Source organism: Snodgrassella sp. W8135, assembly GCF_016101225.1.
Taxonomy (GTDB): Bacteria; Pseudomonadota; Gammaproteobacteria; order Burkholderiales; family Neisseriaceae; genus Snodgrassella; species Snodgrassella alvi.
This window is the reverse complement of sequence record NZ_JACFQX010000001.1, coordinates 1,176,777-1,203,000: the sequence shown is the minus strand read 5'-3', so window position 1 is coordinate 1,203,000 and position 26,224 is coordinate 1,176,777. Positions and strand designations below refer to the sequence as shown.

Here is a 26,224-nt window from a genome sequence, read left to right as displayed (position 1 = left end):
GAAAGATGTTACGACGTATATTGACAGCATTTTGTTTATGCTTTGCTTTGATACAAATGGCCTGGGCGGGTACATATGATGATGCCGCTGCTGCTGCTCAAAACCGGCAATATGATAAAGCCTTAGTTTTATTTCAGAAAGCCATTAATGAAAATGATGATGCACGGGCATATAACAGTTTGGGTACGCTGTATGAAATGGGTTTGGGTGTACCGCAGGATTATGCTACCGCAGCAAAATATTATGAACAGGCTGTAAAAAAAGGCAATGTAAAAGCCAATGGTAATCTCGCCGTATTGTATGAGCGCGGATTAGGTGTAAAAAAGGATTGGGGTAAGGCGATGGGCTATTATTTTAATGGTCTGAACAGAGGTGACGGCAAATCCATGAACAATCTGGGGGTGATGGCCCTTAATGGCGAAATTCTACCCAAAAATATTTCTGTTGCATGGGCTTTGTTTGCCAGTGCTGCGATTCTTAAAGACAGAGAAGCACCGCATAATCTTGCTGTAGTTGAAACCAAAATGACCAAAGCGGAAATTGAGCAGGGTAAAGTAGTTTTTAAAGCCCTGCATCAGGTAAAGAGTAAAAAACCGCCTATGGATATTATGTTAGATTATTTAGGCTGGCATGATTACGAATAGTATACAACGTCAGACTACATGGCTGCCGCCAAGACCAGTTCGCTGGCTTGCGTGGCTGGCCTTATATGCTTTGGCAATTGGTATTAATAAAAAATATGCAGATTCAATTATTACCCATTTCGGACTGGAAATCACAGTACACTGGCAAAAGTGGATGATATCTGTAATGCCGGCAGTTGTAATAGTAACTTTACTTCTGCTGGTGCGCTGTATCTGGTATCAGTTATGGTTAATTTACCAGCGTAATAATCAGTTTGTTTATAATGAAAAAATTTTGAATAATCAAAAGTACTGGTCGGAATATATGGTACTGGAAGAGGTAATATTGCACTGCGGCCAGTTAAATCATGCTTCCGATTTTTATACATATTTAGGACTGTCTCCAGAAGAGCGGCAGAAATCTGTATTTGAATCAATGAGTATGGAAATACCGGTTCAGAGCAATTCTTCTGTTTATTCTGACCGTTTGCATATTGTTTTATCACAACTGGTTCAGATATTATCTTCAAAAGAATATTTTACTGAACAATATACACAGTATTTATGGCTATGGGCAGCAGACAGAGAAAGCTGGCTGGTATTTAGGGAGCTTGTTATTGCTGAAGGCGGATATTGTCCGGCGGTACCGGATTATTATGTTAAGTTTGAGGATTTAAACTGGATTATTGACCGTTTTCAGGAAGAACTTTATCAAAAAATTCTTTTACTCGGGTTTGAGTGTCAGCCTGAGTTTGAATTGTATCTGGCAATGATTTTTGCCCGAAAAGGAAAAATAGCAAAAATACAGCGAGCTTTTGATACACAAATGTGGCGTATGGATCAGGATTATTTTTTTACAGCCATGACTGAAAAAGTTTCTGGTTTCCAGATTGAAAGCCATGCACAAGAAGTAACTCAGCCGGAAATAAAAGAATTGACTGAAGATTTAACTGCAAAAGATTATGAAATCTTGCCGTATAGTATAGATAAACCGGATTTTTTTCAAAAATTACAGTATACGAGTGACTGGATGCAATTGCTGCTGGCAGTTTATCAGGCGCATAAACATTCCTATGTAGTACTATTTAATCATAAAGAAAAGATAATACCTGCTTCCCAGGTTAAGTAAAATTTAATTACAGGCGCGTTTATGTTAAGGTGGAACCCGTTAAGACAATTCAGTTCACGTGTAAATAGCCAATTATCCAAATTAGCGCAGGTGAATCAGAAAATTACCCAGCGCCCTAAAATTCTCAAATTATGGTTATTATGCAGTTTCCTCTGGTTGATACTTATCTGCGGATTAACTGCATTTTTATATTGGTATTATGATAAAAAATGGCTGCAAAATCATAAATTTCATTTGATAATACTGGCACTGGCCGGTTTATTTCTCTGCATTATACTGCCATTATTCTGGCGTATTTTTGTGGTTATTGACGGGCAGGAACGGACAATCCGCTTTATTGAGCGTTCGAAATATACACGTGAAAGTCCTTCACAGCAGAATTTGGTGGCTTTTCAGAATTATTTGGATCAGAAATATCCTTTATCTATTTTAAATCGCTGTTATATTCTTGCAGTACATGGTGAACCGGATGCTTTCAGCGACGTGAGTGAGCAGCTACAGCGTACAGGGTGGGTACAGGTTGACAATGTTTATCTGGTATTGATTAATGATGTGGATGAAATTGAATCCATACCGGCTTTTCGCGGCAAATATCATTGTCCTTTTGATGGATTAATAATATTGCGTGATATGAAAAGTAACAAAACTCCGGTTACTCACGATACTACTTCAGTCTGGCTGGAAAAATTTTATCAGCTGTTAAACTGGAAAATTCCGTTTATCCATGTATTTCAAAGTGAGATTGATTTAAATAAATTTCCTCTTAATCAGGTTTTTACCTGGTCATTGCCAACAGAAAATATTGTTTCAGATATCAAAATTAAAGCTGAGGATTTATTTATTCAGGCTTTTTTAAAAAGCCGGGACAGACAGTTTTTGTCTCTGATTGATTCCATTGCTATTACTAAATTAAATCCGGCTGAAAATTATTCTGAACAGCAGCAACCCTGGTTTACTGGTATGGCTATACAGGCTAAACAGAGTAACTGGTGGGAAACATGGGCGATGGTGGCAGAGCAGTTAAATCAGCAACCTGCTAAATTGATTCTACAGCCCGCTACTCAGCGACTGGCCAAAGCCGGTCTGGTAATCTGTACTGTAACCTTTTTAATGATTCTGTATGCTTTTACCAGTAATTACAGGCAGGCACAGTCATTCCGAAACCAAATCACCAGCGTGAATAAATCTTCGGGCAGCAACAATGCGATTAATTCTATACTCAGTTTACAACATCATATTGCATTGATAAATAATGTTCCGAAACCATTTTACCGTCGTCTTGGATTCAATCATGATGATATTTTGCTGAATAAAGCATTTGTAACTTATGGTAAGGCTGCAAAAAAATGGCTGATAAAACCCGCTGATCAACAGATTATTCTGGTTCTGAGTTCTTTACAGCAGCTTCAGACTTTACCTAACGTAATTGAAACAAATGCGGCGGAAACAGAGAAAATTGCAGAACAAACCAGTAATGCAGTTGCTTTGGACGAAGGTTTTAATGCTCTGAAAGCATATTTAATGTTGCGTCGTCCTAAACGTCTGGATAATATTTTTCTAAGTGATTATTTATCACGCCTGTATCGGACACAGGGCTTACAAAAAGCCGATGCTGCTCAGAATATATTCAGATTTTATACCCGGAATATGATGAAACATCGAAGCTGGTTTCTGAATGAAGATTCTGCTTTGGTGGCAGAAAGTCGGGGAGTATTGAATAATATTGTTAATCAGCAGCAGGAAGATGTCGTTATTTATCAGAATATGCTGGATTCTGCATTAGAGAAATATAGTGATATTGATTTAGTGCAGCTGGCTGGCAAAGATAGTACTCAATTCTGGACAAATAAGAATAAATTGCATGGCGCATTTACTGCACGTGCATGGAACGAATGGTTTAAACCGGAAATTGATAAACTTAATCCTGAGCATTTTAAAAATGGTTCATGGGTGCTGAATGAGTCTGAGCAAAGCAACGAAAATACGGATATCCGTAAACAGATAATGGCATTGTACAAGCAGGATTATTTTGAAGCATGGACACAATTTTTATCTGGTATACAGTGGGTACCGGTTACTGGTCTGAATAAACAGATGGATCGTTTGAAAAAATATTCAGATAAAAAGAATTCAGTACTTGTTAAGTTACTAACAGCCATTCAGTTTAATGCCAGTATCGGATATCCGGAAGACCGGACTGAAAAAGGCAAAGGAGTTTTACAGGAATTTGAACCAATTGTAGATTTGATTAAAACAGTTGAAGATAGGAATAAGCAACCCAGCCGTAAACTGGATCAGTATCAGGAAAATCTGCTGGCTATGTATCTTGAAGTACAGAAAGTTCAGGGAGCTAATAATCAGGCCTCTGCTTCACAACTTTCTTTCAATACTATTTTGAATAGTGATGATGGTTCTAATCTGGCTAAAGCTGAAGAATCTATCAACTTACAAGTAGCTAATCTGGGAGAGGAATGGCAGGATATCGGGCACACTTTACTTACTTATCCTTTTGCTGATGCTAAAAAAGCAATTTTGCTTCCGGCTTTAAACAATATTAATGCATTGTGGCAGCAGATGGTGGTTTCGCAATGGAATTCTCGTTTTGCTAATCGTTATCCACTGAATCCTTCCAGCAATCTCGATGTCTCTTTGCCTGAATTACAGAAATTTATTGATCCGCAAAAGGGTGTTGTTGCACAGTTTAATCAGCAATATTTAAATAAAATTCTGAATCTTGTTGGTAATCAGTGGATTGTTAATCCTGCTGTAATGGATCAGGTTCAGATTGATGATCAGTTTGTAACTGGTTTAAATGAATTAAATCAGTTACTAGAATTTGTTTCAGATGGCTCAAATACCGCTTCTTTTGAAATAATGCCATTACCAACTCCCGAAGTTAAACAGATTACATTTAATTTTAATAAACAGAAAATTCAATTTTATAATGAAAAATCTTTCTGGCATAAAGTGAATTGGTCTGTCAGTGATAGTACCGATAAAAAGGCTTCAATTCAGTGGTCTGATGTGACAGATAAGACTGCTCAGCTTGAAGTAGTTGGTGATTTGAGTATTTTGCGTTTACTTGAAAAGGCTCAGGCACGCAAAAATGATGATGATACTTATCATCTTAAGTGGACAATAAAAAATAGGGTTGTAGAAATGAATCTAAAGAATTTACAAACTAACGACCTGATTACATTATTGAAGTTAAAAGGGGCGAGTTTGCCGCAACAGGTTTTCAAGGTGGATCAAGATGCAAATTAGTGCAGCACTGAAAGTTCTCCAGAAGCGGAAAATCTATGAAGATATAAAACCTTTATGGGATAGTATTGAATATCTTCTTGTTCCTGTGGAAGGTGAGATGGAAGATGTTACACATCACGATTCTTTTCTGGATATCCGGCAGGAATTGGAAAAGGTCAGTGATATTCAGCTGGGTAAAATTGAAGACGCGGCCAATTATCTTTGCCAGAACGTAGGTAAGGATATTCGCGTAGCGGTATATCTGACTTATGTATTGTTTCGTCGTGAAGCCTTTCAGGGACTGATTAAAGGTTTATTATTAATATATGGAATGCAGGCAATATATACGCCTACTTTTCAGCCCCGACGTATCACTCTTATTAAAACGATGCTTCGCTGGCTGGGCGGCACAAAAATGGAAGATGCATTTTTATTGTGCCAAAGTACATTATCATCAAACGAATATCAGGTAATTACCATATTATGTGAGCTGATTCAGGAAAATTTTTCTGCACAATTTGAAGCGACAGTAGATGAGCTCAATGGCTTGCTCAGCTTATTACCTGTGCCTGTTGGTGAAACTCAGGCAGCTATTAATCAAGCTGATTCTGTAACTACTGATAATAATTCAAACCAGAGTAATAGTACTGATAATGATGAAGTAATTTTACGTTCTTTTCAGGATTTGATGCAGACAATGAAAACTGTTGGGCAGTTCATTGCCGATAAAGAGCAGAAACCCTATGCATCATACAGATTGTTGCGTCAGTTCCGGTGGGATATGCTTGAACAGTTACCTTTGCATCAGGACGGACTGACAAAAATTCCTCCTCCGAGACAGGAACTGATAAACCGCTTACAGACATTGTATCAGCGTAAGGAGTGGAGCGGATTATTAGAACAATGCCATGCTGGTTTTATGGAGGCTTCCAATCATTTTTATTTTGATTTGCAATATCTGAGCTGGAATGCAATGCAGCATTTGGCACCTGAAGCAAATGTATGGGCTGATATGCTGTGCAGTGATATGGCTTTTCTGCTTAACCGTGTACCCGGACTCGAAACATTATCATTTAATGATAATCATCCTTTTGCTTCCGGCGAGGCTTTAGACTGGATTGCCGTTCATGCACGTTTTCAGCAACAAAATGTAGAAGAAATGCAATTGTCTTCCGATAATAAGCTTACATCAACCGAAGATATTGACGCACAGGCATTTGTAATTCTGGCAGAGCAGGGTTTTGATAAAACTATGGAATGGCTGTCTACTGTGCAATTTGATGAAGGGCTTGAGCAGTTATATTACAAACAATTTTTACTTGCCCGATTAGCTATTAAAAGTGGCAAATCAGAATTTGCAATATCTTTGCTGGAAAAGCTTAATCAGCCTTTTTCACAGCAACCTTTATTTGAATGGAATAAAAAATTAACATTCCAAATTAAACAAGAGTTATTAAAACTTTTACAGCAGAAATTTATTACTGTAAAGGGGAGTAATAAAGAGTTTATAGCTGGGCAAGTTGAAGAGCTGAAAAAAGAGCTGGTATTACTCAATCCGTTTCTGGCGCATCAATTATTGTATAGGTAAGTGAAAAATATGGAAAAAAAAGACAATATTCTGCGTTATTATGAAGCGGAAATGCGTTATCTGAAAGAGGCTGGACAGGATTTTGCAGAGGTTCATCCTGATGCAGCACAGTATTTAAAAATGCAGGATTCTCTTGAGCGGGATCCGATGGTTGAGCGGCTATTTGAAGGATTTGCTTTTTTAACTGCAAAATTGTATCAAAAAATTGATGATGATATGCCTGAGTTAACTGAAAGCTCATTAGCATTGCTGTGGCCACATCATCTTCAGCCTATTGCCTCCATGTCGATAGTGCAATTAATGTTAAATGAAGAGATTTATACGAATGATCAGCATATTCCCGCAGGTTTAATATTGCAGACTGCTGTTGATTCTGATACAGGTATATCGTGTGAGTACCGGACAACTCAATCAGTTGATATTTATCCTGTTGAAATAAATGATTTCCGTCTTGTTCACAATGATCTCGGGCAATCAGTTATTCAGTTACGTTTGCAGCTACGTCAAACAGACGCGGGTCAGAATATTCGCTTACCGGATAATTTTTCCCTCAAATTTCATCTTGTTGGTGAAATAGAAACCAGATTGAGTATTTATCATTACTTAATAAATTATTTGTCACATATTACTGTTGATGAAAATTTAAACATTATCAGCGATAAAATAAAACTGCATCGAACAAATTTTAATTATGATTCAGTTACATGGTTGCAGAACTATCAGGCAAATGAACATAATTTATTGATGGAATATTTTCTCTTTAAAGAAAAGTTTCTTTTTTTTCAATTAAATAATCTGAGTGGAAAAGATTTCAATAATGATAAACATGAATTATTGATAAATTTTCATTTAAATCGCGATTTTCCTCTGGAGCTGGTATTTAACCGCAATTATTTAAAATTGTTTTGTGTACCTGTAATTAATCTGTTTGATTTGGAGGCAGAACCGGTTGTGCGTTCTCCTTTGCATACTGAGTATAGGCTATCACCTATGTTTTCAGTTCCAGATCAGGTAACTGTGTGTGGGGTTACCGAAGTGGAGTCATTTAGTCAGATAAGTGGTAACAGAAAGTATTATTTGCCCTTTAATGAGTTTAAGCACGGCAAACGTCAGCTAAGTATTCTTGAAAAGGACAGACCTTATTATTATATCCGTACACGTCAGGGAATCGGTAATAAATATGATAATTTCATTACTTTTAGTGGTGAAATGCAATCCGGAGAAGAAGAGATTTTTTCTATCAGTATTCTTGGTGCTAATGGTAATCTGCCTCGTCAGATAACTAAATATAATAAAATACTAAGCCTGCATTCACCTGTGCTAGGCGTAAAAAATGCTCAGATGGTAATGATACCTACTGCTTTACATTATCCGCCTGATTATAAAAATCAGCAATGGCAGTTATTGTTTGAGATGAGTAATAATTATCTGGCTACCTTAGATACCGGCACCCTGAAAAATAGCTTGCGCTTATTGAACTGGTCAACAGCAGCAGCAAATGAAAAAAATATAGCAGCTATTAGCTCTGTTCAAACTGAAATTCAACATATTATGCATCATGGTATGATGATTAGATGCCTAGTAATTGATATCGAACTGGATAGTACCGGATTTATCAATGAAGCAGATGCTGCTTTATTTGCTTATGTACTGAACTGTTATTTAATAGCTTATGCACAATTAAATCTGGCTATAAAGGTAAATGTCATATTGCAGCCAGAAGCAATGATTTTTAGCTGGCCAATAAGCGTGGATGAAAAAATTTTATGAATGCCAGTTTATTCAATCGATTAATGCTGGCGCCAGAAGCCTATAATTTTTTTCAGTTTTGTCATTTACTGGAGTCGCATCAGGTTAACTTACGCGTACCTGATTTGCAGAGTGATAGTGAACTGACGCTGCAATTTTGTGCATGGCCTTATCTTGGTTTTCCTGCCAGTGAATTAAAGCATGCTTTGCCTGAATCTGTATATGATTACAAGCTACCAGTAGTCTTTACTACTTTCATGGGATTAATCGGTACTGACGGTGTCATGCCAAACTGGTTGATAGCAGAAGGTGCTGAAAAAAAAGATGGTATGGAAAATCTAGTAGCTTTTCTGGATATGTTCCATCACCGTATGATGACTATATTTTATCAGATATGGAAACGTTTTCATTATGAATTTCAGTTTCAACCTGATGCTTCAGATAGTCTTTCTCGGGCATTTCTGACATTAATTCACGGTAAGAGCAAATTAGATATTGACCCGCGTTATTACCTTGGTGTTATAAAAAATTTAAATAAAAAAAATAAAAATATTTTTGGTTTAAAAGAAATTGTTCATTATGTACTTCCTGCCGCCAGTGAAGTAGTTATAGATGAGTTTATTGCTGTTAGATATCCTGTACCGCAACGATCCATAGGTGAGGGAATAGCTTTTGATACAGCAGTGCTGGGCCGCTTTTTGTACGATGCCAACAGCCGAATAAGAGTATCTGTACAACTTAATGATTATGCAATATTAAATTTACTTTATGAAGATCAGCCTTTGAGAACGGTTTTGAAGACCTTAATCAGGAAATATGTGGGATGTACTCTGGATGTAGAGCTGGTAGCGAAAATCAATGCCGACTTATTACCACAGGCACAATTAAATGGTAGTAATCCCCAGCAACTCAGAGCTGGTGTTACTGCTGGTCAGCCAGAAACCGGTATGCTATTTTCGATTTTTCTTGGAGTGTTATAGATGAATTTTCGTTTCTTGGCTGTATTAATTTTACTAGCAGGATTATCTGGTTGTGGATTATTGCAACAAGGCTATGAGGATGCACGCAAGGTAGGTAAAGATGCAGTTGAGTTAAAACATTATCATTATGATTTCAGGGTGGTTTCTGCGCATCTTTTAAATCAGACCGATAATTCACAGCAAAATACTTTCAGAATGGCAATCTTTCAGTTAAATAGTGATAATCTATTTAATCAGGCAAGTTATTATGATTTACTTACTAATTCAGACAATGCTCTTGCTGACGAACTGGTAAAAAAAGATATACGTATGATTTATCCTTTTGATACACAGAATATAAAAGGAGATATAGATAGTAAAACACAATATCTTGGATTAGTGTTTTTCTTTAATAAACCAGAGTCTGATAATAAAACATGGAAAATACTAATTCCTATAGATAATTTAAAATTATTTAGAAATAATTATATTCTGGTGGACGGTGCTCAGGCTCAGTTAAAATCTAAAAAACAGGTTAAGGATTTACTTAAGCAGCAAAAAAAAGCAGAGAAAGCACAGAAAAAAACAGAGAAAGCGGAGAAAAAAGCATCAAAAGAAAAGAAAAAACAGGAGGAGTTGGCCAAAAAAGCTCAGCAGGCTATGCAGGAACAGCTGGATAAATTGCAACAGCAGGGTAAACAAAAAGCTCAGGAAAATATAGGGAAGAAGGTGCAAAAAATATTACCTGATGTCAAGAAGTAGTGTGTAGTATGTCATAAATAATTGATGTACTAATAGTAAAATATTCTGATGGTTATTTATTAAATAAACCTAAATAATTATTTCATATTATGAAAGCGTAAATAAATTTATTATGATTGATGCGTCTTTATTGGAAAAAATTACTTTAAATTTTTCTGGAGATGTTCCGTTTGATAGTCTGGATCCTAAAGAACGCTATATTTATAGTGTTATGAATAATATCGAGCGCATATTAAATACGCGTCGAGGAAGTGTGAAACATATACCTGATTACGGGTTACCTGATTTAAGCATTATTTATCGTCATTTACCCTCCAGCCTGTCTGTATTGCAGAAATATATCACTTTAACTTTATTAAAATATGAACCGCGTGTACAGGCTTTGCAAATTCAGATGGTTGAAAATAAATCTTCGGATTTTATTATTGCCTATGAATTATTATGTCAATTAAAAGAGGTTGGTTATATTCGGTTTTCTACTACATTTGATGGTGATGAGGCGGTTAGAGTATTTCGATAATAAATTTATTCAGTATCGAACGATATGTGAAATTGTTAAAATAAAAATACAGCCTGACTGACTGGCTGTATTTTTATTTATTTTGGTCGGAGTGAAAGGATTCGAACCTTCGACCCCTTGCACCCCATGCAAGTGCGCTACCAGACTGCGCCACACTCCGACTTTGTAAAGGAAGCGATTATAAAAGTAATCGTATTACTTAGCAAGTACACTATTCAGGTTATCTACTACTTTTTCAATTTGCTGACGGGTTTCCAGTGCATTAATGACGGGATTACCATCAGCATCTACCTGATTACGTGTAAATGGGTCTATATATGGTGTAAAGCTGTCGCGCAATTGTCTGACTTTAATCACATCAGCACGGGTATAGTGCTTACCGCCATAGCCTACAATAATGCCATGTGTCTGTTGCCAGACAGAGAATTGCTCGGCACTGATGTCTGCAAGGCGGCATAGCTCTTCGAGAGTAAAATACCGCTGTGCTGGTATGGGTAACAACTGCTTAGGCTTGTTTTCCATTATAGTGATCAACCATACCTTTTAATTTTTGTGATGCGTGGAAAGTAACAACGCGTCTGGCAGAAATAGGTACTTCTTCCCCAGTTTTTGGATTACGTCCCGGACGTTGCGGTTTATCACGCAACTGGAAATTACCAAAGCCGGAAATTTTAATTTGTTCGCCCTTTTCAAGAGTACTGCGAATTTCTTCAAAGAATAGTTCAACAATTTCTTTGGCATCATGTTTGCTCATGCCGGCAACTTTTTCAACTAGAATATCAGCAAGTTCAGCTTTTGTCAGCGTCATATCAGAATTTCTTTCATTAAAGAGGGCATTATTATCCCTAAATTAGTTTTTGTTTTCAAGTATGTAAATTTTTAACTAGGCAAATTGCCCAGTTTGAATTTTTTAAGTACGTAATTGTGCACCAATTGTGGCTGCTGTATCAATGAGTTTTGTCATTATTTCTTCAACTTCTTCATCAGTTAAGGTTTGTTCTGTACTTTGTAAAATAATTTTGACCGCCAGACTTTTCGTATTTTCCGCCATACCTTTACCGCGATAAACATCAAAAACAGATATTTCCTGAATGGCTGGATGTTTCACAGTAGACAACACATTGATCAGCTCTTCAGCAGTAGTTTGTTCGGAGATGATAAAGGCCAGATCACGCCGTACTGGTTGGAATTTAGATGCTGGCTGATAAGTAATCCTGGCTTGTGCCAGAACAGCACTTAAATCAAGCTCAAATAAAATAGGCGACAAGGGCAGGTCGTATTTTTGTGTCCAGCGCGGATGCAATTCACCAATAACACCAACTACTTTATTATCAATGATAATTTCAGCGGTTCTGCCTGGATGGAGTGCAGGATGCTGTGCCGCGCGATAATTTACTTTATGCGCACTTAACAGGCCTGCAACATCGTTTTTGACATCATAGAAATCGGTGTTGCGAGTGGGTACTGCCCATTGTTCAGGAAAGACAGAACCATAAGCCAGACCGGCAATTTTTGTGGTTTGTGTATATTGCTGGTTTTGTTTTTGAAATACACGTGCTACTTCAAATAATCGTACTCTGTTTTGTTTACGGTTCAGATTATTGTGTAATATTTCAATCAGGCCGCCAAACAGAGTAGAGCGCATAACGCTGAGCTGACTGGCTATCGGATTTAGTAAACGAATCGGATCAGTATTACCGGCCAGATCGCGTTCCCATGCTTCTTCTACAAATGCGTAGCTGACTACTTCCTGATAGCCGCTATTAGCCAGTTGATGGTAAACACTAAACAGTGGCTTTTGTGTTTCCGGCAAAGCTACCATATTCAATTTGCCATTGGTATGATCATTGGGAATATTTTCATAACCATACACGCGGCCAATTTCTTCTATCAAGTCGGCTTCGATTTCAATATCAAAACGGAAGCTGGGTGAGGTAACAATAAAGCCATCTTCACAAGCTTGTGGCTCCAGTCCTAAATGCTGCAGGATAATGGCAATTCTGGCTGAATCAATGGCAACGCCTAATACTTTTGCTACTCTTGCTGTACGTACTTTTACCTGTTTAACTGCAGGCAGATTACCGGTTGCTTCTGTAATTGCACCAATTTCACCGCCACAGATTTCCTTTATCAGCGTAGTTGCCCGTTCAATGGCTTGTTGTTGTAAATTAAAGTCTACTCCGCGTTCAAAACGGAATGATGAATCTGAACCGAATCCATACTGCCGTGCTTTTCCGGCAATGATATCCGGGGTAAACCATGCGCTTTCAATCACAACATTACGCGTACTGTCTGTTACTGAGCTGTCAACACCACCCATTAATCCGGCAATACTCAGAACCTGTTTTTCATCAGCTACTACCAGTGTGTTACTGCTTAGAGTTACGGTTTTATCATTGAGGCATTCCAGTGTTTCACCTTCATGGGCACGCCGCACGATCAGTTTGCCGGAGATTTTATCTTCGTCAAACATATGCATTGGCTGACCCAGCTCAAGCATGACATAGTTACCTATATCAACCAGAGGATTAATGCTACGCAGGCCACTGCGTTCGAGCCTCTGTTTTAACCATGCAGGCGTTACAGCATTAATATTAATTCCGCGAATTATCCGGCTGATAAAGCGGCCACAGTCTTCCGGTGCTTCGATGGTGACAGGCTGGCTGGCATCCAGTGTTGATGGATTAGTAACAATCTCTATTGGATTTTGTGGTTTCTGGGTTAAAGCACCTACCTCACGTGCTATGCCTTTTATACTCAGGCAGTCTGCTCTGTTAGGTGTGATTTTTAAGGTTTGCAGAGCATCATCCAGATTGAGATAATCGCGGATATTATTGCCGACTGGTGCATCAGCAGGCAGAATCAGTAAGCCGTTTACTTCATCTTGTAAACCTAATTCTTTGGCAGAACACAGCATCCCGTTAGAGACTTGTCCGCGCATTTTTGTTGGTTTGATTTTGAAATCGCCCGGTAAGACAGTACCAGCTAATGCACAAGGTACTTTGATTCCCGGTTGTACATTAGGAGCACCGCAAACGATTTGTATCAGTTCTCCTGTACCGGCATCAACCTGTGTAATATTGAGACGGTCTGCATCCGGATGTTTGATTACAGATTTAACTTCTGCGATGACCACCCCATGAAATGGAGGGGCAGCCAGGGTGGTTTCCTCTACTTCCAGTCCGGCCATGGTTAATAAATGTGCCAGCTCTTGTGCAGATAATTCAGGGTTAATCCATGAATATAACCAATTTTGAGAAAATTGCATGATGCTTCCAGTATATATTCTGTTTCGGTTTAATCCAAAAGTTCGGAGGCTGATTCAGGCATGCTCAGTGACACGATTATAAAGCCTTACAGACGCTTTTTTTACTTTTGGAATTGATATCTTTGATTAATGAAATTAGTTCAGGTTACTTAATTGGACTAAATAATTTTCTGGCAGTTTCCGGTAGGTTAAATCTGAGAAATTCATTTTTAATGCGGTGTCCGGTATTCTGTACAATCAGTAATTGATAACTGGCTGAATGTAAAATCTAACTATTTAATCGCTATATTTACGCGATTTAGTCCGCTCAGTATTACCTGTCAGTTACATGATCAGTAATCTTAATCCTGAAATTGTTTAAGAAAATTCAGGTCATTATCAAAAAACAGGCGTAAATCATTAATGCCATAGCGAAGCATGGCAAAGCGATCCAGACCGATGCCAAAGGCAAAACCTGTATATTTTTCTGCATCTATATTGACATTTTTTAATACATTGGGGTGTACCATGCCGCAGCCGCCTACCTCCAGCCAGCCGCGTTCACCCATGATGTCAATTTCTGCTGAAGGTTCTGTAAACGGGAAGAAGGAAGGGCGAAAACGTACCTGTAAATCATCGCGCTCAAAGAAACGGCGGATAAAGTCTGTAAAGACTGCTTTCAGATCGGCCATAGTAACGCCTTCTTCTATCCATAATCCTTCAGCCTGATGGAACATGGGAGAATGTGTTGCATCTGAATCGACGCGGTATACACGTCCGGGAGCAATAATGCGAATCGGAGGCTCTTTTTTATCCAGCATGTAACGAATCTGGATAGGAGATGTATGGGTGCGCAGTACGTTACCATTTTCTACATAAAAAGTGTCCTGCATAGCACGGGCTGGATGATTTGGCGGAATATTTAAAGCCTGAAAGTTATGAAAATCATCTTCTATTTCCGGTCCGTCTGCTACAGTAAAACCCATGCTATGAAACAGTTCTACTATACGCTGCAAAGTAAGGGTAACCGGATGCAAACCCCCGAGATTTTGTCCGCGTCCGGGCAGGGTAACATCCAGCGCTTCTGCCGCCAGTTGCTGCTGAAGTTTTGCCTCATTTAATGCATCACGTTGTCGGTTATATGCATCCTGAAATTGGTTTTTACACTCATTGATATGTGCGCCAGTTGTTTTGCGTTCTTCTGGCGACATTTTACCCAATGTTTTTAATAAAGCATTCAGTTCACCTGTTTTACCGAGATAGCGGGCTTTTACTAATTCTAATGCAGGTAAATCAATGGCTGAATTAACAGCAGCGATGCCTTCGGCAACGATGCGGTTGGCATTTTCCATAACAAGATTCTTTACTTAAAATATAATGAAAATATGTTTTGATGCTCTTTAGTTTTGCTGAATATGGCAGCTGTATTTTATCGATTACCGTATATCAGATCTTAAATGAGCTATATAACAATTTATAATAAAATATGTACTAAAAGATTATTTTAGCGCGAAATTCATCTGTTCAACAATGCTAAATATTGATGGAACAATGATGGAAATTTTTTTACTAAAGCAGAAATACAAAAAAAGGAAACCGAAGTTTCCTTTTTGCTAAGCTTTTTGTCTGTTAGGCCAAAGCAGCTTTTGCCTGTGCTGCCAATTGAGCAAATGCAGCCTGATCGAATACAGCCAGATCAGCCAGTACTTTGCGATCAATAACAATGGCAGCTTTTTTCAGGCCATTCATGAATTTGCTGTAAGACAAACCATTCTGACGGGCTGCTGCATTAATACGAACGATCCACAACTGACGGAACTGACGTTTACGCTGACGACGGTCACGGTAAGCATACTGACCGGCTTTCATTACTGCCTGTTTGGCAATGCGATAGACGTTTTTACGACGACCACGATAGCCTTTGGCTAACGCTAAAACTTTTTTATGACGTGCACGAGCGGTAACACCACGTTTTACGCGAGGCATAATTTAAACTCCTTAAGCGTAGGGTAACATTTTATGAACAGAAGCCATATCGCGTTCATTCACCATAGAGGTGCCACGCAATTGACGTTTGTTTTTGGTGGTTTTTTTCGTCAGAATGTGACGTTTGAACGCATGAGCGCGTTTTACACCACCGTTACCCAATACTTTAAAGCGTTTTTTCGCGCTTGATTTGGATTTCATTTTCGGCATGGGAAAACTCCATTGTTGTTTGATCAGGCGAGGGGTGGCTGAATTCAGCACTTTAACCCGCACACCACGGTTTTTGCCGCTTAAAATTTGATTCATGCACAGCGGCGATGCACAAGAAGCGGATTATAATATACCTGTACTGCTAAGACAATATAGCGATAATAACTTATAGCCAGGCACACCCGAATTTGTTAAGTTATTATTTGTGTTTTTAATAAAATGAAAAGTCTCATTTTACTGAGATAAAATGAGACTTTTTTAAGACAGGCTGAAATTCCGGTTAATGATTATTTTTTCTTCGTTGCAATAATCATTACCATCTGGCGACCTTCCATTTTTGGAAACTGCTCAACGGTACCAATTTCGATTAAATCAGCCTGAATACGCTTGAGTAGTTCTGCGCCCAGATGCTGATGTGCCATTTCGCGTCCGCGGAAACGTAAGGTAACTTTTACTTTATCACCGTCAGTCAAAAAGCGAACAATGTTACGCAATTTAATCTGATAGTCACCTTCATCGGTACCAGGCCGGAATTTAATTTCCTTAACCTGTACCTGTTTCTGCTTTTTGCGTTGCTCGTCGCGTTTTTTGGATTGCTCGTATTTGAATTTACCGAAATCCATTAATTTGCAGACGGGCGGTTTGGCTGTGGGGGCAATTTCCACCAGATCCACATCGTGCTCTTCGGCCAGTTTCAGGGCTTGCTGAGTCGATACTACACCCAACTGTTCGCCAGTTGGACCAATCAAACGCACTTCTTTAATGGTGATTTCACCGTTGATGCGTGCTTCGCGTTCTTGAGCGATGGTCGTACTCCTTATTCACGGTTTAATGAAGAGACAAGGCTTCTTGTTTCAGCTGGCTAATGAATGTTTCAATATCCATCTGACCAAGATCTTCACCGCCGCGTTTGCGAACGGCAACCTTGTTGTCCTGTTTTTCTTTTTCGCCTATAACTAGTTGATAGGGTAGGCGTTGCGTACTGTTATCTCGGATTTTGTATCCAATTTTCTCATTACGCAAGTCTAAATGCACGCGGAATCCTTCTGCGGTTAATCGCGTGGCAAGTTGCTGACAATATTCGGTTTGTGATTCAGTAATATTCATGATTACCATTTGTACAGGTGCCAGCCACAGTGGAAATGCACCTGCATGATGTTCAATCAGGATGCCGATAAAGCGTTCCAGTGAACCTAGAATGGCGCGATGCAGCATTACCGGACGGGCTCGTCCGTTTTCTTCTGTTACATATTCTGCACCCAGACGTTCCGGAAGAACGAAATCCAGCTGAATGGTACCGCATTGCCATGAGCGGCCTAATGCATCCTTAATATGGTACTCTACTTTAGGTCCGTAGAAAGCGCCTTCTCCGGGCAGTTCTTCCCAGGTTACACCACAGGCTGTCAGTGCATCACGCAGTCCTTGTTCAGCTTTGTCCCAGATGGCGTCAGAGCCAGCGCGCTTTTCCGGACGCAAGGATAATTTAACCGCTACATCATTGAATTCGAACTGACGGTAAATACGCATTACCAGCTCATTGAATGCTTTTGCTTCACTGACAATCTGATCTTCGGTACAGAATATATGCGCATCATCCTGAGTAAAGCCGCGTACGCGCATCAGGCCATGCAGGGCACCAGATGGTTCATTACGATGGCAAGAACCAAATTCAGCGAGACGCAGCGGTAAATCACGATATGAGCGCAGCCCCTGATTAAAAATCTGGATGTGACCAGGGCAGTTCATGGGTTTTACAGCATAAACACGTTTTTCTGATTCAGTAATAAACATGTTTTCTTTGTAGTTATCCCAGTGACCGGATTTTTCCCATAATGTGCGATCCATAATCATGGGTGTTTTGATTTCCTGATAGCCGGCAGCAGACAGCTCGCGACGCATATGCTGTTCAATAACCTGCCACAGTGACCAGCCTTTGGGATGCCAGAATACCATACCCGGTGCTTCATCCTGCAAATGGAATAAATCCATTTGTTTTGCCAGTTTGCGGTGATCGCGTTTTTCTGCTTCTTCAATACGCTGGATGTAAGCATTCAGATCTTCTTTACTGGCCCAGGCTGTGCCGTAAATACGTTGCAGCTGTTCATTTTTAGCATCGCCGCGCCAGTAGGCACCTGAAAGCTTGGTCAGTTTGAAATTCTTGAGGAAGCGAGTATTAGGGACATGTGGTCCGCGACACATATCTACATATTCCTGATGGTAATACAGACCCATAGCTTTTTCATCAGGCATATCTTCAATCAGGCGCAGCTTATAATCTTCATGACGCTGCTTAAATACATTAATTACCTCTTCGCGAGGGGTAACTTTTTTAATTACATCATAATTTTGTGCAATCAATTCTTTCATGCGAGTTTCAATTGCAGCAATATCTTCGGGTGTAAATGGGCGCTCGTACCAGATGTCATAATAAAAGCCGTCTTCAATTACCGGCCCGATAACCATTTTGGCTTCCGGATACAATTGCTTAACAGCATGACCAACCAGATGTGCACAGGAGTGACGAATGATTTCGACACCTTCTTTATCTTTGGCTGTAATAATGCTGACTTGTGCATCTTCTGTTACCTGATCACATGTATCTACCAGTTTACCGTTAATTTTACCGGCAATTGCGGCTTTGGCTAAGCCTGCACCTATGGAAGCGGCAATGTCAGCTATGCTTAATGGCGCTTCAAACTGACGGACAGAACCGTCAGGCAGGGTGATGTTCAGCATGCATACTCCACAAACAACAGACCAGACTCGCTTGATACAAGTGAGAAAATCAAATGGCTGCTTTTGATTATATTTATAAGGGTAAATAGAAGCCAAAGTTACTTAAATGCACTTTTGCTTCTGTCAAATAATTTATTTTAGCGATTTGGATTTTGCTTGGCAATGCTTGGTCGGCGAAATGTGGTGCTTTAGGCTATAATAATATATTCTGTCATAATTTTTGCCTCTGAATTATTTAATATGCTGAAATTTTCTTTAAAGCGCACGGATGGCTTTGCGCGTCGTGGTACTCTGGAGTTGAATCATGGTACGGTGGAAACACCAGTATTTATGCCGGTAGGAACATACGGTTCAGTTAAGGCTATGTCGCCGCGTAATCTGGAAGAAATCAAGGCACAGATTATTCTGGGCAATACTTTTCATCTGTGGCTCAGACCCGGACTCGATGTTATCCGTGATTTTGGCGGGTTACATGATTTTATTGGCTGGAACCGGCCAATACTGACAGACTCCGGTGGTTTTCAGGTATTTTCACTGGCACAAATGCGTAAATTAACAGAAGAAGGCTGTACTTTCCGCAGTCCTATTAATGGCGACAAGCTGTTTTTGTCTCCTGAAATTTCTATGCAGATTCAGACGGTACTCAATTCAGATATTGTCATGCAGCTGGATGAGTGTCCTGACGGAAATGTAGATGCCAGAGAAGCCGAAAAATCTCTGCAAATGAGTTTGCGCTGGGCTGAACGCAGTAAAAATGAGTTTGAACGCCTGAATAATCCGAATGCTTTATTCGGTATTGTTCAGGGTGGAATGTACGAGGATCTGCGAGAACAATCACTGGCCGGACTGGAGGAAATTGGTTTTCCCGGATTATCTGTAGGCGGGCTGTCTGTGGGTGAACCAAAACCTGAAATGTACCGTATTTTGCGTGCTATCGGACCTAAACTTCCGGCACATAAGCCACATTATCTGATGGGAGTAGGTACACCTGAAGATTTGGTATACGGTGTGGCATGCGGCATTGATATGTTTGATTGTGTTATGCCTACCCGCAATGCTCGCAATGGCTGGCTGTTTACCCGTTTTGGTGATGTAAAAATCCGAAATGCCATATACCGGCATGACCAGCGTCCGCTGGACGAAAGCTGTGACTGTTACACATGTCGCAATTTCAGCAGGGCTTATCTGCATCATTTACAGCGTGTGGGCGAGATTTTGGGTGCACAGTTAAATACGATACATAATTTGCGCTATTATCAGATACTGACTGCAGAAATGCGTCTGGCTATTGAAGCTGGTAAATTCGAAGATTTTCAAACACGCTTTCATGCTGAGCGTGCCCGGGGTGTATTGTGATCAGAAAAAGCACGGTAGCGACTATTGTCTTTATATGATAGAGGCAAATGATGTCAGGCTAGTGGTTATAATCTGCAGTTAGTAAATTTTTTGAATATTGTTGAGTTATAGTGGAGAGCAAGTATGAGTGAAAAAGCCTGGTCAGGCCGTTTTCATGAACCGGTAAGTGAACTGGTTAAACAGTACACAGCATCAATAACTTTTGATAAACGTTTGGCACAATGTGATATTCAGGGTTCTCTGGCGCATGCACAGATGCTGCATCAGTCTGGCGTGCTTAGTGCAGAAGATCTTGCAGCAATTAAAACCGGTATGCAGGAAATCCTGGCAGAAATTGCTGCCGGTAAAATTGACTGGTCAGTAGATCTGGAAGATGTTCATATGAATGTAGAACATTTACTGACTCAGAAAGTAGGGGATGCCGGTAAACGTTTACATACTGGACGTAGTCGTAATGACCAGGTTGCTACAGATATTCGTTTGTGGCTGCGTGATGAAATAGACAGTATTGTTCTGTTAATTAAAGATTTACAATCTGCTTTGGTTGATCTGGCCGATAAAAATGCAGAGGTGGTGATGCCGGGCTTTACTCATATGCAGGTAGCTCAGCCTGTAAGCTTCGGCCACCATATGCTGGCATATGTGGAAATGCTGGGGCGTGATAGTGAACGGATGCTGGACTGCCGTCATCGTGTAAACCGTATGCCATTGGGTGCGGCTGCTCTGGCCGGAACGACATTTCCTATTCAACGCGAGATAACTGCTCAATTACTTGGTTTTGAAGAAATTTGCCAGAATTCTCTGGATGCAGTGTCTGATCGCGATTTTGCCATTGAGTTTACTGCTGCAGCATCCATTCTGATGGTACATCTTTCCCGTCTGAGTGAAGAATTAATTTACTGGATGAGTCCGCGTTTTGGCTTTATTGACATTGCCGACCGGTTCTGTACTGGTTCCAGTATCATGCCGCAGAAAAAGAATCCTGATGTACCTGAGCTTGTACGTGGAAAAAGCGCAAGAGTTGTAGGACATCTGATGGGGCTGATTACTTTAATGAAATCACAGCCACTGGCATACAACAAAGATAATCAGGAAGATAAGGAGCCGCTTTTTGATACAGTTGATACTTTGACAGATACTTTGCGTATTTACGCAGAGATGATGCGAGGTGTTAGCGTTAAACCTGCAAATATGCGTGCGGCAGTTTTGCAAGGTTTTGCAACAGCAACAGACCTGGCTGATTATCTGGTTAAAAAAGGTTTACCTTTTCGCGATAGTCATGAGGTCGTTGCACGTGCTGTCCGACTGGCAGAAGAGCAGCAACGGGAATTAAGTGAGTTACCGCTGGATATATTACAGTCTTTCTCCGGCTTGATAGAAGAAGACGTTTATCAGGTACTTTCTCCTGAGGGCAGTCTTCTTGCCCGTAATCATATTGGCGGTACTGCGCCGGTTCAGGTACGCGCACAGGTTGCTCGCTGGCGTCAGTATTTGCAGGCGGTTTAGCATTTGTTAAACCAGCTTAGCTGGTTATGAGGATATTAAAAAACGGGTCAGATATTTTTGTCTGATTTATATTATTGGATTTAAATTCAGATTATCTCCTCTGAATAATTTGTCAGGATCAAACAGCCGGTATACAGTGCATACCGGCTTAAAGTATTAATTCAGATAATTATATTTTTTGGCTCTGAATACTATTGGTACAATTATTTTTATTGGTTTGTTTATATTTTTGATTTCTATTTGAATCTTAATACGATAGCTTATACTAATGAATTTTCCGTTTGAATCAAAATAGAAATCGCTTACCATTGGAAGAAATTGATATTCGAATTGATCTGAGTTATTTATAAAAAAATTATTTCTATCAGATAATGAAGCAGCTATATTCTTTACAGCAGCGTCTAACTCAGGTTTATATTTACTATCAGGATATGCTTTGTATAACCTTTCTTTTAATATCGTAGAAATATTCAGGTTATCAAGATATGTAGTATTATGTTTCAAGCTTGCAATATTATCTGTATTCAGCTTGAGCTGATATTTTGCCTTTAGCCTTTTGCCGTACTTGTCAACATTTACCTTTTTGAACGCATTGGGATTAATTGCTGCATAACTGTCATAAATATTTACTTTTTTGAAGACACCTCGATCGGCGGCGTAGCTATCAGATGTATAATCGGGTAAATTTTTTAATAAATCTGATACAGAGATATCAGATATGGTTTCCTGTGAAATTGGTGGTTGAATATCCTTGTTATTTATCATCCGTTTATTGTCAGGTATGGTATCTGATGCATGAGTAGATGATTTTGTATCTAGTGAGTTTTCAATTATATGGCTACATGAAGTAACTATTTCTACAACTGCGAATATTAAAAAACATTTTTTAAATTTCAGCCACATAGAAATTCCATTAAATTAAGAAGAATTCTGACAATTAATAAAACATATTATCATTATTTATATAAATTTTGCTTATATAATTTATTATTATATTTAAGATCAACAGTAATTAGTCTTATATCATGGATAGCATTTAATCAGTTGGGTTTATTTCATAGAAATTTACGATTATGTCATAAAGAATTTTAGCAGCTGATACAATGAATGTATTCATATATCTTTTTATTTATTTTATTATTCAATATTAGGGTAAAAGTAGTTGCGTAGTCAGGCAAGCATATCCAGATCTGCTATTAAAGCACTACAATCTGCATAGCCATATTGCTGTAATAGCAGCGGATTTATCCAATTCAGACGATTATCCAGGCGTTTACAAAGTTCTGTTTCTAAACAGGTGTTGGTAAATTTTTCACTATTTTGCCATACATAGTTAATCAGTACCTCCTCTGTAAAATGGCGTAAAGTTATTTTATTGTTAATCATTACTATGCCTCTCATATAACAGCGCTTATAGGATTATATTCTTTACTGTTCATAACTTTTTTCTTATTTTTTTCCTCGTTTGATTTCCTCATGTTTCTCTTTATTAAATACTGACTATCATATTTTTTCAGATGATTAAAAGAATTTGATACTGATAAAGGTAGTCAAAAAATTAACCTGCATGATAATCAATAATTTATCAATGTTTCTCCTTTGTAGACCTGCTTATGTGTTTTGGCAAATATACTATTTCATCATGCTTTTATTAATTAATAAATTAATATTTTTATGTAATTAATTAAATTCTTATTTATGTTTTAATCAAAATAAGGTAAGTGTATTAATTTTATTCAAATCTAATTTTATTATGTTCTCAGTACTTATAACAGTTGATTTTAGCCAGAAATGGTTATATCGATTGGTTCCCAATCATCACTATTTTTACAAGATAACCAACTAAGAGATGTGTCGCCGATGTTGTACTCATTTTCTTCAGTTGTAGAAATAACTACTCCATGGCTTTCAGAAAAAAACAAAACAATAAATCCATATTCCGGATCTCTGCGAGCTACCGGATATGTAATTCTCTCGCTTGAAGGTTTGACAATTTCTAACATAATTAGTTCCTTGAAAATATGATTAAGTGGTAGTAATAAAAAATTTGCTATTACCAAGTTCTAAAAACTGAAACATACTTATATGTGACAAATATGCTGTAGTTTTTAAACTCACTTTAATTCTGTTTTGGCTAAAGTCTATTTAGAAAATAATTAACAAATAAAATATACAAAAGTTACTTAACCTAAGTTTATGAAAAAGAGTAATTAGTTCCGTCATAAATTTCTTCCTTTTTAAAGTTTTGTTTAATGTTAAATCCATTAGTTTCTTAACTTTTTCCATGTGTATATATTACAATTGTAATTAAATATTTGCAATCATTTTTGTGATAATTTAAGTGTAAATTTTATAATTATTTGATTATTATATGTTTTAAAGATTAATTTTGTGATTGAATGACGTAAAAAAACCGCTATTGGATAGCGGTATGAATTTAGACTTTTAACCTCCTCGCCAGACCATCTTACCAAGCACTTTGAATTGATCATATGTTTCCTCTGTAACATGCATAGTTTCATAGTCACGATGATAGCTAATAATATCTATACCATTTTCTGTGTTGCGTAATTCTTTTATATATAATCTATTTTTATAGATTATTGCATATACACCGCCATCTACAATTTCCAGATCATTTATGTTTAACAAAATTGTATCCATGTCATAGAGTAATGGCTCCATAGATTCGCCACGGACATACATTGCTTTAAGAGATGACTCATCAAGCCCCTTTCTTTGTAACCAGCTTTCTCTGAAAAGCAATTTATCTTGAGTATCACGAACTATCCAGGTTGCGTTACCCATACCTGCAGATAAACTAATATCATAATATGGAATCTTCACATATGCCCCAATACTGTTACTAATATTTTTGTCAGAATAACTACCAATTTCAGAGGATAACGGAACGACGCTTAAGTCCTTTACACCGTTTAATAAGTAATTCGGTGTGGTATCAAGAACCTCTGCAAGCTCTATGATTTTTTTGGTGCTTTTATTTCTGCCTGTTTCAATTTGAGCTATTGTACTTTGTGGAACGCCTGCCATTTTTGCTAATTTAGCCTGTGAAAGATTTTTACCCTCACGAAGCTTAGCCAGACGTTCGCCGAATGTGGTCATGGATCACTTTCTGAATAAAAGTCAAAATTTATCACATTTGTAATAATGCTTCAATAGCCTAATTTTATCATTTATTTAATATAAATTTATATGAAGATTTGTTTATAATTCATCATAAATGAGCGGTTATATTATTTTTTAAGTGTTATCGAATTTATTATAGGCTTCAGATTTGTTATCAAATATTGGCTTAATTATAATCCCATCACATTTTATTAAAAATAGTAACAACTATGCTATATGCTACTATTAATATTTAGAGCTATATATATTAACTAGTAAAGTATTAAGAGTTAATCAGAGCTAGTATGGTCATAATTACCAATAAAAAACGCTGCACAAATTTGTTATAAATAATTCAATTCTTAAGTGATAATTGGTTCATTTATTTTGCTATAAAAATAATATTTTGATTTTAAATATTTATTGTAAAATTAAAATTTATTAACACATAATAAGTCGGAATTAATTTTACGCATTGTGCTGATTTATATTAAACTGATTTGCAGAAAATATGAATTTATATGAATAAAATTCATTTTAATTAATCTTGATTTTTTCAGAATGGTAGGGGATAATTCCCCTGATTCCAAAATATCTAAGTTAGTAATAAATATTTTTCTATGTTTTTTCATTTAATGCTATAAGTATTCAAAAACTAGCAATAAACAAGTCAAATTTTTAGATATATATTTTAAATTTTTCTATGACAACCCCGCAAATATAAAAGTTATCAGACATTTTAATAATCGGGTAGCGATTATTAAGTGGTTTCAAATAATGATAGCTACCCTCACAGATATACTGCTTAAACATGGCTTCGTTGTCATTTTCACGCACAATAACAAAACAGCCATCTTTTACAGAATGCTCTGGATCAACAATAATTCTGTCGCCTGCGGTAAATTCAGGTTCCATGCTGTCACCTTTAATTTCAAGTGCAAATGCCTTGTTTCCAGGTTTGCGTAGTGTTGGTACCCAAAGAATGTTGCTTTCTGTTAAAGCATTTTTGTCCAGCTGTTTGGTAGCATCTATCCATGATAGTAAAGGCACTTTATAACCATTAAACAAAATTTCGTTAGTTTCAAATGAACCAATACCAAAATGCTCAGGTTGAACAACATCGGCAAAATATGAAACCAGCTTGTCAATATGTGTTTTATCTACACGACCAGTCTGGATCCAACTAGTTACTGAAGGCGGCTTGATTCCAAATGCACGAGCTACATCCGCTTTGCGGACACCTTTGAGTTCAATCGCCGATTTAATAGCCTCACCTAATTTTTTACCAGTATACATAATTAACCCTTAGTTTTTACCTAATCTTATTTAGTGATTGCATAATTAGGCAATGATTTGCATTTTATTAGTTATTGGCTTATTATTATGACAATTTTGATAGATAATTACGGTTTTTATTAATCATAATCAATTTTATGTAAGGCATAAGCAAAGATATTTATTAAATTATATGAAAATATAAATGC

At 37.9% G+C, this 26,224-nt stretch carries 23 protein-coding genes and 1 tRNA gene; 10 read left to right on the top strand and 14 right to left on the bottom strand.

Going from position 1 to position 26,224, the window contains the following annotated elements:
- The first annotated feature begins 5 nt into the window (after window positions 1-5).
- The 8 genes from H3T75_RS05435 to tssE all read left to right on the top strand — a co-directional run bounded on the left by H3T75_RS05435 (window position 6) and on the right by tssE (window position 10,573).
- Entirely contained in the window at window positions 6-644 is a 639-nt protein-coding gene (locus tag H3T75_RS05435; RefSeq protein ID WP_025330509.1) for a tetratricopeptide repeat protein, read from the top strand.
- Window positions 631-1,752, top strand: coding sequence for a hypothetical protein (locus H3T75_RS05430; protein ID WP_084550810.1), 1,122 nt, complete (start codon window positions 631-633; stop codon window positions 1,750-1,752). The genes H3T75_RS05435 and H3T75_RS05430 overlap by 14 nt, the downstream gene beginning before the upstream one ends.
- A 21-nt stretch (window positions 1,753-1,773) precedes the next feature.
- Window positions 1,774-5,016, top strand: a complete 3,243-nt coding sequence (locus tag H3T75_RS05425) for an ImcF-related family protein (protein WP_198211209.1) — start codon at window positions 1,774-1,776, stop codon at window positions 5,014-5,016.
- On the top strand, window positions 5,006-6,583 hold the full coding sequence (locus H3T75_RS05420; protein ID WP_084585985.1) for a TssA family type VI secretion system protein: 1,578 nt from the start codon (window positions 5,006-5,008) through the stop codon (window positions 6,581-6,583). Before H3T75_RS05425 ends, H3T75_RS05420 begins: the two co-directional genes overlap by 11 nt.
- Before the next feature lie 9 nt (window positions 6,584-6,592).
- On the top strand, window positions 6,593-8,353 hold the full coding sequence (gene tssF, locus H3T75_RS05415; protein WP_198211208.1) for a type VI secretion system baseplate subunit TssF: 1,761 nt from the start codon (window positions 6,593-6,595) through the stop codon (window positions 8,351-8,353).
- The gene (locus H3T75_RS05410; RefSeq protein WP_084585984.1) at window positions 8,350-9,312 is read left to right on the top strand and encodes a type VI secretion system baseplate subunit TssG; all 963 of its coding nucleotides are present in this window, start codon (window positions 8,350-8,352) and stop codon (window positions 9,310-9,312) included. The genes tssF and H3T75_RS05410 overlap by 4 nt, the downstream gene beginning before the upstream one ends.
- The gene (gene tssJ / locus H3T75_RS05405; RefSeq protein WP_078474582.1) at window positions 9,313-10,053 is read left to right on the top strand and encodes a type VI secretion system lipoprotein TssJ; all 741 of its coding nucleotides are present in this window, start codon (window positions 9,313-9,315) and stop codon (window positions 10,051-10,053) included. It abuts the gene before it with no gap.
- 112 nt (window positions 10,054-10,165) lie between these two features.
- Window positions 10,166-10,573, top strand: a complete 408-nt coding sequence (tssE, locus tag H3T75_RS05400; RefSeq protein ID WP_084550793.1) for a type VI secretion system baseplate subunit TssE — start codon at window positions 10,166-10,168, stop codon at window positions 10,571-10,573.
- Between the two features lie 83 nt (window positions 10,574-10,656).
- Here the strand turns inward: tssE and H3T75_RS05395 are convergent.
- The 9 genes from H3T75_RS05395 to thrS all read right to left on the bottom strand — a co-directional run bounded on the left by H3T75_RS05395 (window position 10,657) and on the right by thrS (window position 18,752).
- Window positions 10,657-10,733: transfer RNA gene (locus H3T75_RS05395), tRNA-Pro, on the bottom strand.
- A 35-nt stretch (window positions 10,734-10,768) separates the two neighbouring features.
- Entirely contained in the window at window positions 10,769-11,095 is a 327-nt protein-coding gene (locus H3T75_RS05390; protein ID WP_078474580.1) for a hypothetical protein, read from the bottom strand.
- The gene (locus H3T75_RS05385) at window positions 11,079-11,381 is read right to left on the bottom strand and encodes an integration host factor subunit alpha (RefSeq protein ID WP_025330518.1); all 303 of its coding nucleotides are present in this window, start codon (window positions 11,379-11,381) and stop codon (window positions 11,079-11,081) included. Before H3T75_RS05385 ends, H3T75_RS05390 begins: the two co-directional genes overlap by 17 nt.
- Before the next feature lie 102 nt (window positions 11,382-11,483).
- Complete coding sequence (gene pheT / locus H3T75_RS05380) at window positions 11,484-13,841, bottom strand: phenylalanine--tRNA ligase subunit beta (protein WP_198211207.1); 2,358 nt, start codon at window positions 13,839-13,841, stop codon at window positions 11,484-11,486.
- A gap of 341 nt (window positions 13,842-14,182) precedes the next feature.
- On the bottom strand, window positions 14,183-15,172 hold the full coding sequence (gene pheS / locus H3T75_RS05375) for a phenylalanine--tRNA ligase subunit alpha (RefSeq protein ID WP_078474578.1): 990 nt from the start codon (window positions 15,170-15,172) through the stop codon (window positions 14,183-14,185).
- A gap of 277 nt (window positions 15,173-15,449) precedes the next feature.
- Window positions 15,450-15,806 (bottom strand): 50S ribosomal protein L20, encoded by a 357-nt coding sequence (gene rplT / locus H3T75_RS05370; protein ID WP_025330521.1) that lies wholly within the window; start codon window positions 15,804-15,806, stop codon window positions 15,450-15,452.
- A gap of 12 nt (window positions 15,807-15,818) precedes the next feature.
- Window positions 15,819-16,016, bottom strand: a complete 198-nt coding sequence (rpmI, locus tag H3T75_RS05365) for a 50S ribosomal protein L35 (protein ID WP_025330522.1) — start codon at window positions 16,014-16,016, stop codon at window positions 15,819-15,821.
- 287 nt (window positions 16,017-16,303) lie between these two features.
- Window positions 16,304-16,822 (bottom strand): translation initiation factor IF-3, encoded by a 519-nt coding sequence (gene infC, locus H3T75_RS05360; RefSeq protein WP_110414147.1) that lies wholly within the window; start codon window positions 16,820-16,822, stop codon window positions 16,304-16,306.
- Between the two features lie 22 nt (window positions 16,823-16,844).
- Window positions 16,845-18,752, bottom strand: a complete 1,908-nt coding sequence (gene thrS / locus H3T75_RS05355; protein ID WP_078474576.1) for a threonine--tRNA ligase — start codon at window positions 18,750-18,752, stop codon at window positions 16,845-16,847.
- 240 nt (window positions 18,753-18,992) lie between these two features.
- On the opposite strand from thrS, the gene tgt reads away from it, so the two are divergent.
- The gene (tgt, locus tag H3T75_RS05350; protein WP_084585980.1) at window positions 18,993-20,108 is read left to right on the top strand and encodes a tRNA guanosine(34) transglycosylase Tgt; all 1,116 of its coding nucleotides are present in this window, start codon (window positions 18,993-18,995) and stop codon (window positions 20,106-20,108) included.
- Window positions 20,109-20,231: 123 nt separating this feature from the next.
- Window positions 20,232-21,614 (top strand): argininosuccinate lyase, encoded by a 1,383-nt coding sequence (argH, locus tag H3T75_RS05345; protein ID WP_084552748.1) that lies wholly within the window; start codon window positions 20,232-20,234, stop codon window positions 21,612-21,614.
- A 156-nt stretch (window positions 21,615-21,770) separates the two neighbouring features.
- On the opposite strand, the gene H3T75_RS05340 is transcribed toward argH, so the two are convergent.
- The 5 genes from H3T75_RS05340 to H3T75_RS05320 form a co-directional block, all read right to left on the bottom strand.
- Window positions 21,771-22,517: a hypothetical protein gene (locus H3T75_RS05340; RefSeq protein WP_198211206.1), complete on the bottom strand. Its 747-nt coding sequence runs from the start codon at window positions 22,515-22,517 to the stop codon at window positions 21,771-21,773.
- Between the two features lie 267 nt (window positions 22,518-22,784).
- Window positions 22,785-23,000 (bottom strand): hypothetical protein, encoded by a 216-nt coding sequence (locus H3T75_RS05335; RefSeq protein WP_198211205.1) that lies wholly within the window; start codon window positions 22,998-23,000, stop codon window positions 22,785-22,787.
- A 395-nt stretch (window positions 23,001-23,395) separates the two neighbouring features.
- Window positions 23,396-23,617, bottom strand: a complete 222-nt coding sequence (locus tag H3T75_RS05330) for a hypothetical protein (protein ID WP_078474571.1) — start codon at window positions 23,615-23,617, stop codon at window positions 23,396-23,398.
- Window positions 23,618-24,059: 442 nt separating this feature from the next.
- Window positions 24,060-24,737 carry a LexA family transcriptional regulator gene (locus H3T75_RS05325; RefSeq protein ID WP_198211204.1) on the bottom strand — a complete coding sequence of 226 codons (678 nt, stop codon included), beginning with the start codon at window positions 24,735-24,737 and terminating at the stop codon, window positions 24,060-24,062.
- Between the two features lie 681 nt (window positions 24,738-25,418).
- Window positions 25,419-26,036: a LexA family transcriptional regulator gene (locus H3T75_RS05320; protein WP_084550773.1), complete on the bottom strand. Its 618-nt coding sequence runs from the start codon at window positions 26,034-26,036 to the stop codon at window positions 25,419-25,421.
- Between the last annotated feature and the right edge of the window lie 188 nt (window positions 26,037-26,224).

Excerpts from the sequence above, each read along its gene's own strand:
- H3T75_RS05435 (WP_025330509.1), top strand. The coding sequence starts at position 6 with ATGTTACGACGTATATTGACAGCATTTTGTTTATGCTTTGCTTTGATA.
- H3T75_RS05430 (WP_084550810.1), top strand. The coding sequence starts at position 631 with ATGATTACGAATAGTATACAACGTCAGACTACATGGCTGCCGCCAAGA.
- H3T75_RS05425 (WP_198211209.1), top strand. The coding sequence starts at position 1,774 with ATGTTAAGGTGGAACCCGTTAAGACAATTCAGTTCACGTGTAAATAGC.
- H3T75_RS05420 (WP_084585985.1), top strand. The coding sequence starts at position 5,006 with ATGCAAATTAGTGCAGCACTGAAAGTTCTCCAGAAGCGGAAAATCTAT.
- tssF (WP_198211208.1), top strand. The coding sequence starts at position 6,593 with ATGGAAAAAAAAGACAATATTCTGCGTTATTATGAAGCGGAAATGCGT.
- H3T75_RS05410 (WP_084585984.1), top strand. The coding sequence starts at position 8,350 with ATGAATGCCAGTTTATTCAATCGATTAATGCTGGCGCCAGAAGCCTAT.
- tssJ (WP_078474582.1), top strand. The coding sequence starts at position 9,313 with ATGAATTTTCGTTTCTTGGCTGTATTAATTTTACTAGCAGGATTATCT.
- tssE (WP_084550793.1), top strand. The coding sequence starts at position 10,166 with ATGATTGATGCGTCTTTATTGGAAAAAATTACTTTAAATTTTTCTGGA.
- H3T75_RS05390 (WP_078474580.1), bottom strand. The coding sequence starts at position 11,095 with ATGGAAAACAAGCCTAAGCAGTTGTTACCCATACCAGCACAGCGGTAT.
- H3T75_RS05385 (WP_025330518.1), bottom strand. The coding sequence starts at position 11,381 with ATGACGCTGACAAAAGCTGAACTTGCTGATATTCTAGTTGAAAAAGTT.
- pheT (WP_198211207.1), bottom strand. The coding sequence starts at position 13,841 with ATGCAATTTTCTCAAAATTGGTTATATTCATGGATTAACCCTGAATTA.
- pheS (WP_078474578.1), bottom strand. The coding sequence starts at position 15,172 with ATGGAAAATGCCAACCGCATCGTTGCCGAAGGCATCGCTGCTGTTAAT.
- rplT (WP_025330521.1), bottom strand. The coding sequence starts at position 15,806 with ATGCCTCGCGTAAAACGTGGTGTTACCGCTCGTGCACGTCATAAAAAA.
- rpmI (WP_025330522.1), bottom strand. The coding sequence starts at position 16,016 with ATGCCGAAAATGAAATCCAAATCAAGCGCGAAAAAACGCTTTAAAGTA.
- thrS (WP_078474576.1), bottom strand. The coding sequence starts at position 18,752 with ATGCTGAACATCACCCTGCCTGACGGTTCTGTCCGTCAGTTTGAAGCG.
- tgt (WP_084585980.1), top strand. The coding sequence starts at position 18,993 with ATGCTGAAATTTTCTTTAAAGCGCACGGATGGCTTTGCGCGTCGTGGT.
- argH (WP_084552748.1), top strand. The coding sequence starts at position 20,232 with ATGAGTGAAAAAGCCTGGTCAGGCCGTTTTCATGAACCGGTAAGTGAA.
- H3T75_RS05340 (WP_198211206.1), bottom strand. The coding sequence starts at position 22,517 with ATGTGGCTGAAATTTAAAAAATGTTTTTTAATATTCGCAGTTGTAGAA.
- H3T75_RS05335 (WP_198211205.1), bottom strand. The coding sequence starts at position 23,000 with ATGATTAACAATAAAATAACTTTACGCCATTTTACAGAGGAGGTACTG.
- H3T75_RS05330 (WP_078474571.1), bottom strand. The coding sequence starts at position 23,617 with ATGTTAGAAATTGTCAAACCTTCAAGCGAGAGAATTACATATCCGGTA.
- H3T75_RS05325 (WP_198211204.1), bottom strand. The coding sequence starts at position 24,737 with ATGACCACATTCGGCGAACGTCTGGCTAAGCTTCGTGAGGGTAAAAAT.
- H3T75_RS05320 (WP_084550773.1), bottom strand. The coding sequence starts at position 26,036 with ATGTATACTGGTAAAAAATTAGGTGAGGCTATTAAATCGGCGATTGAA.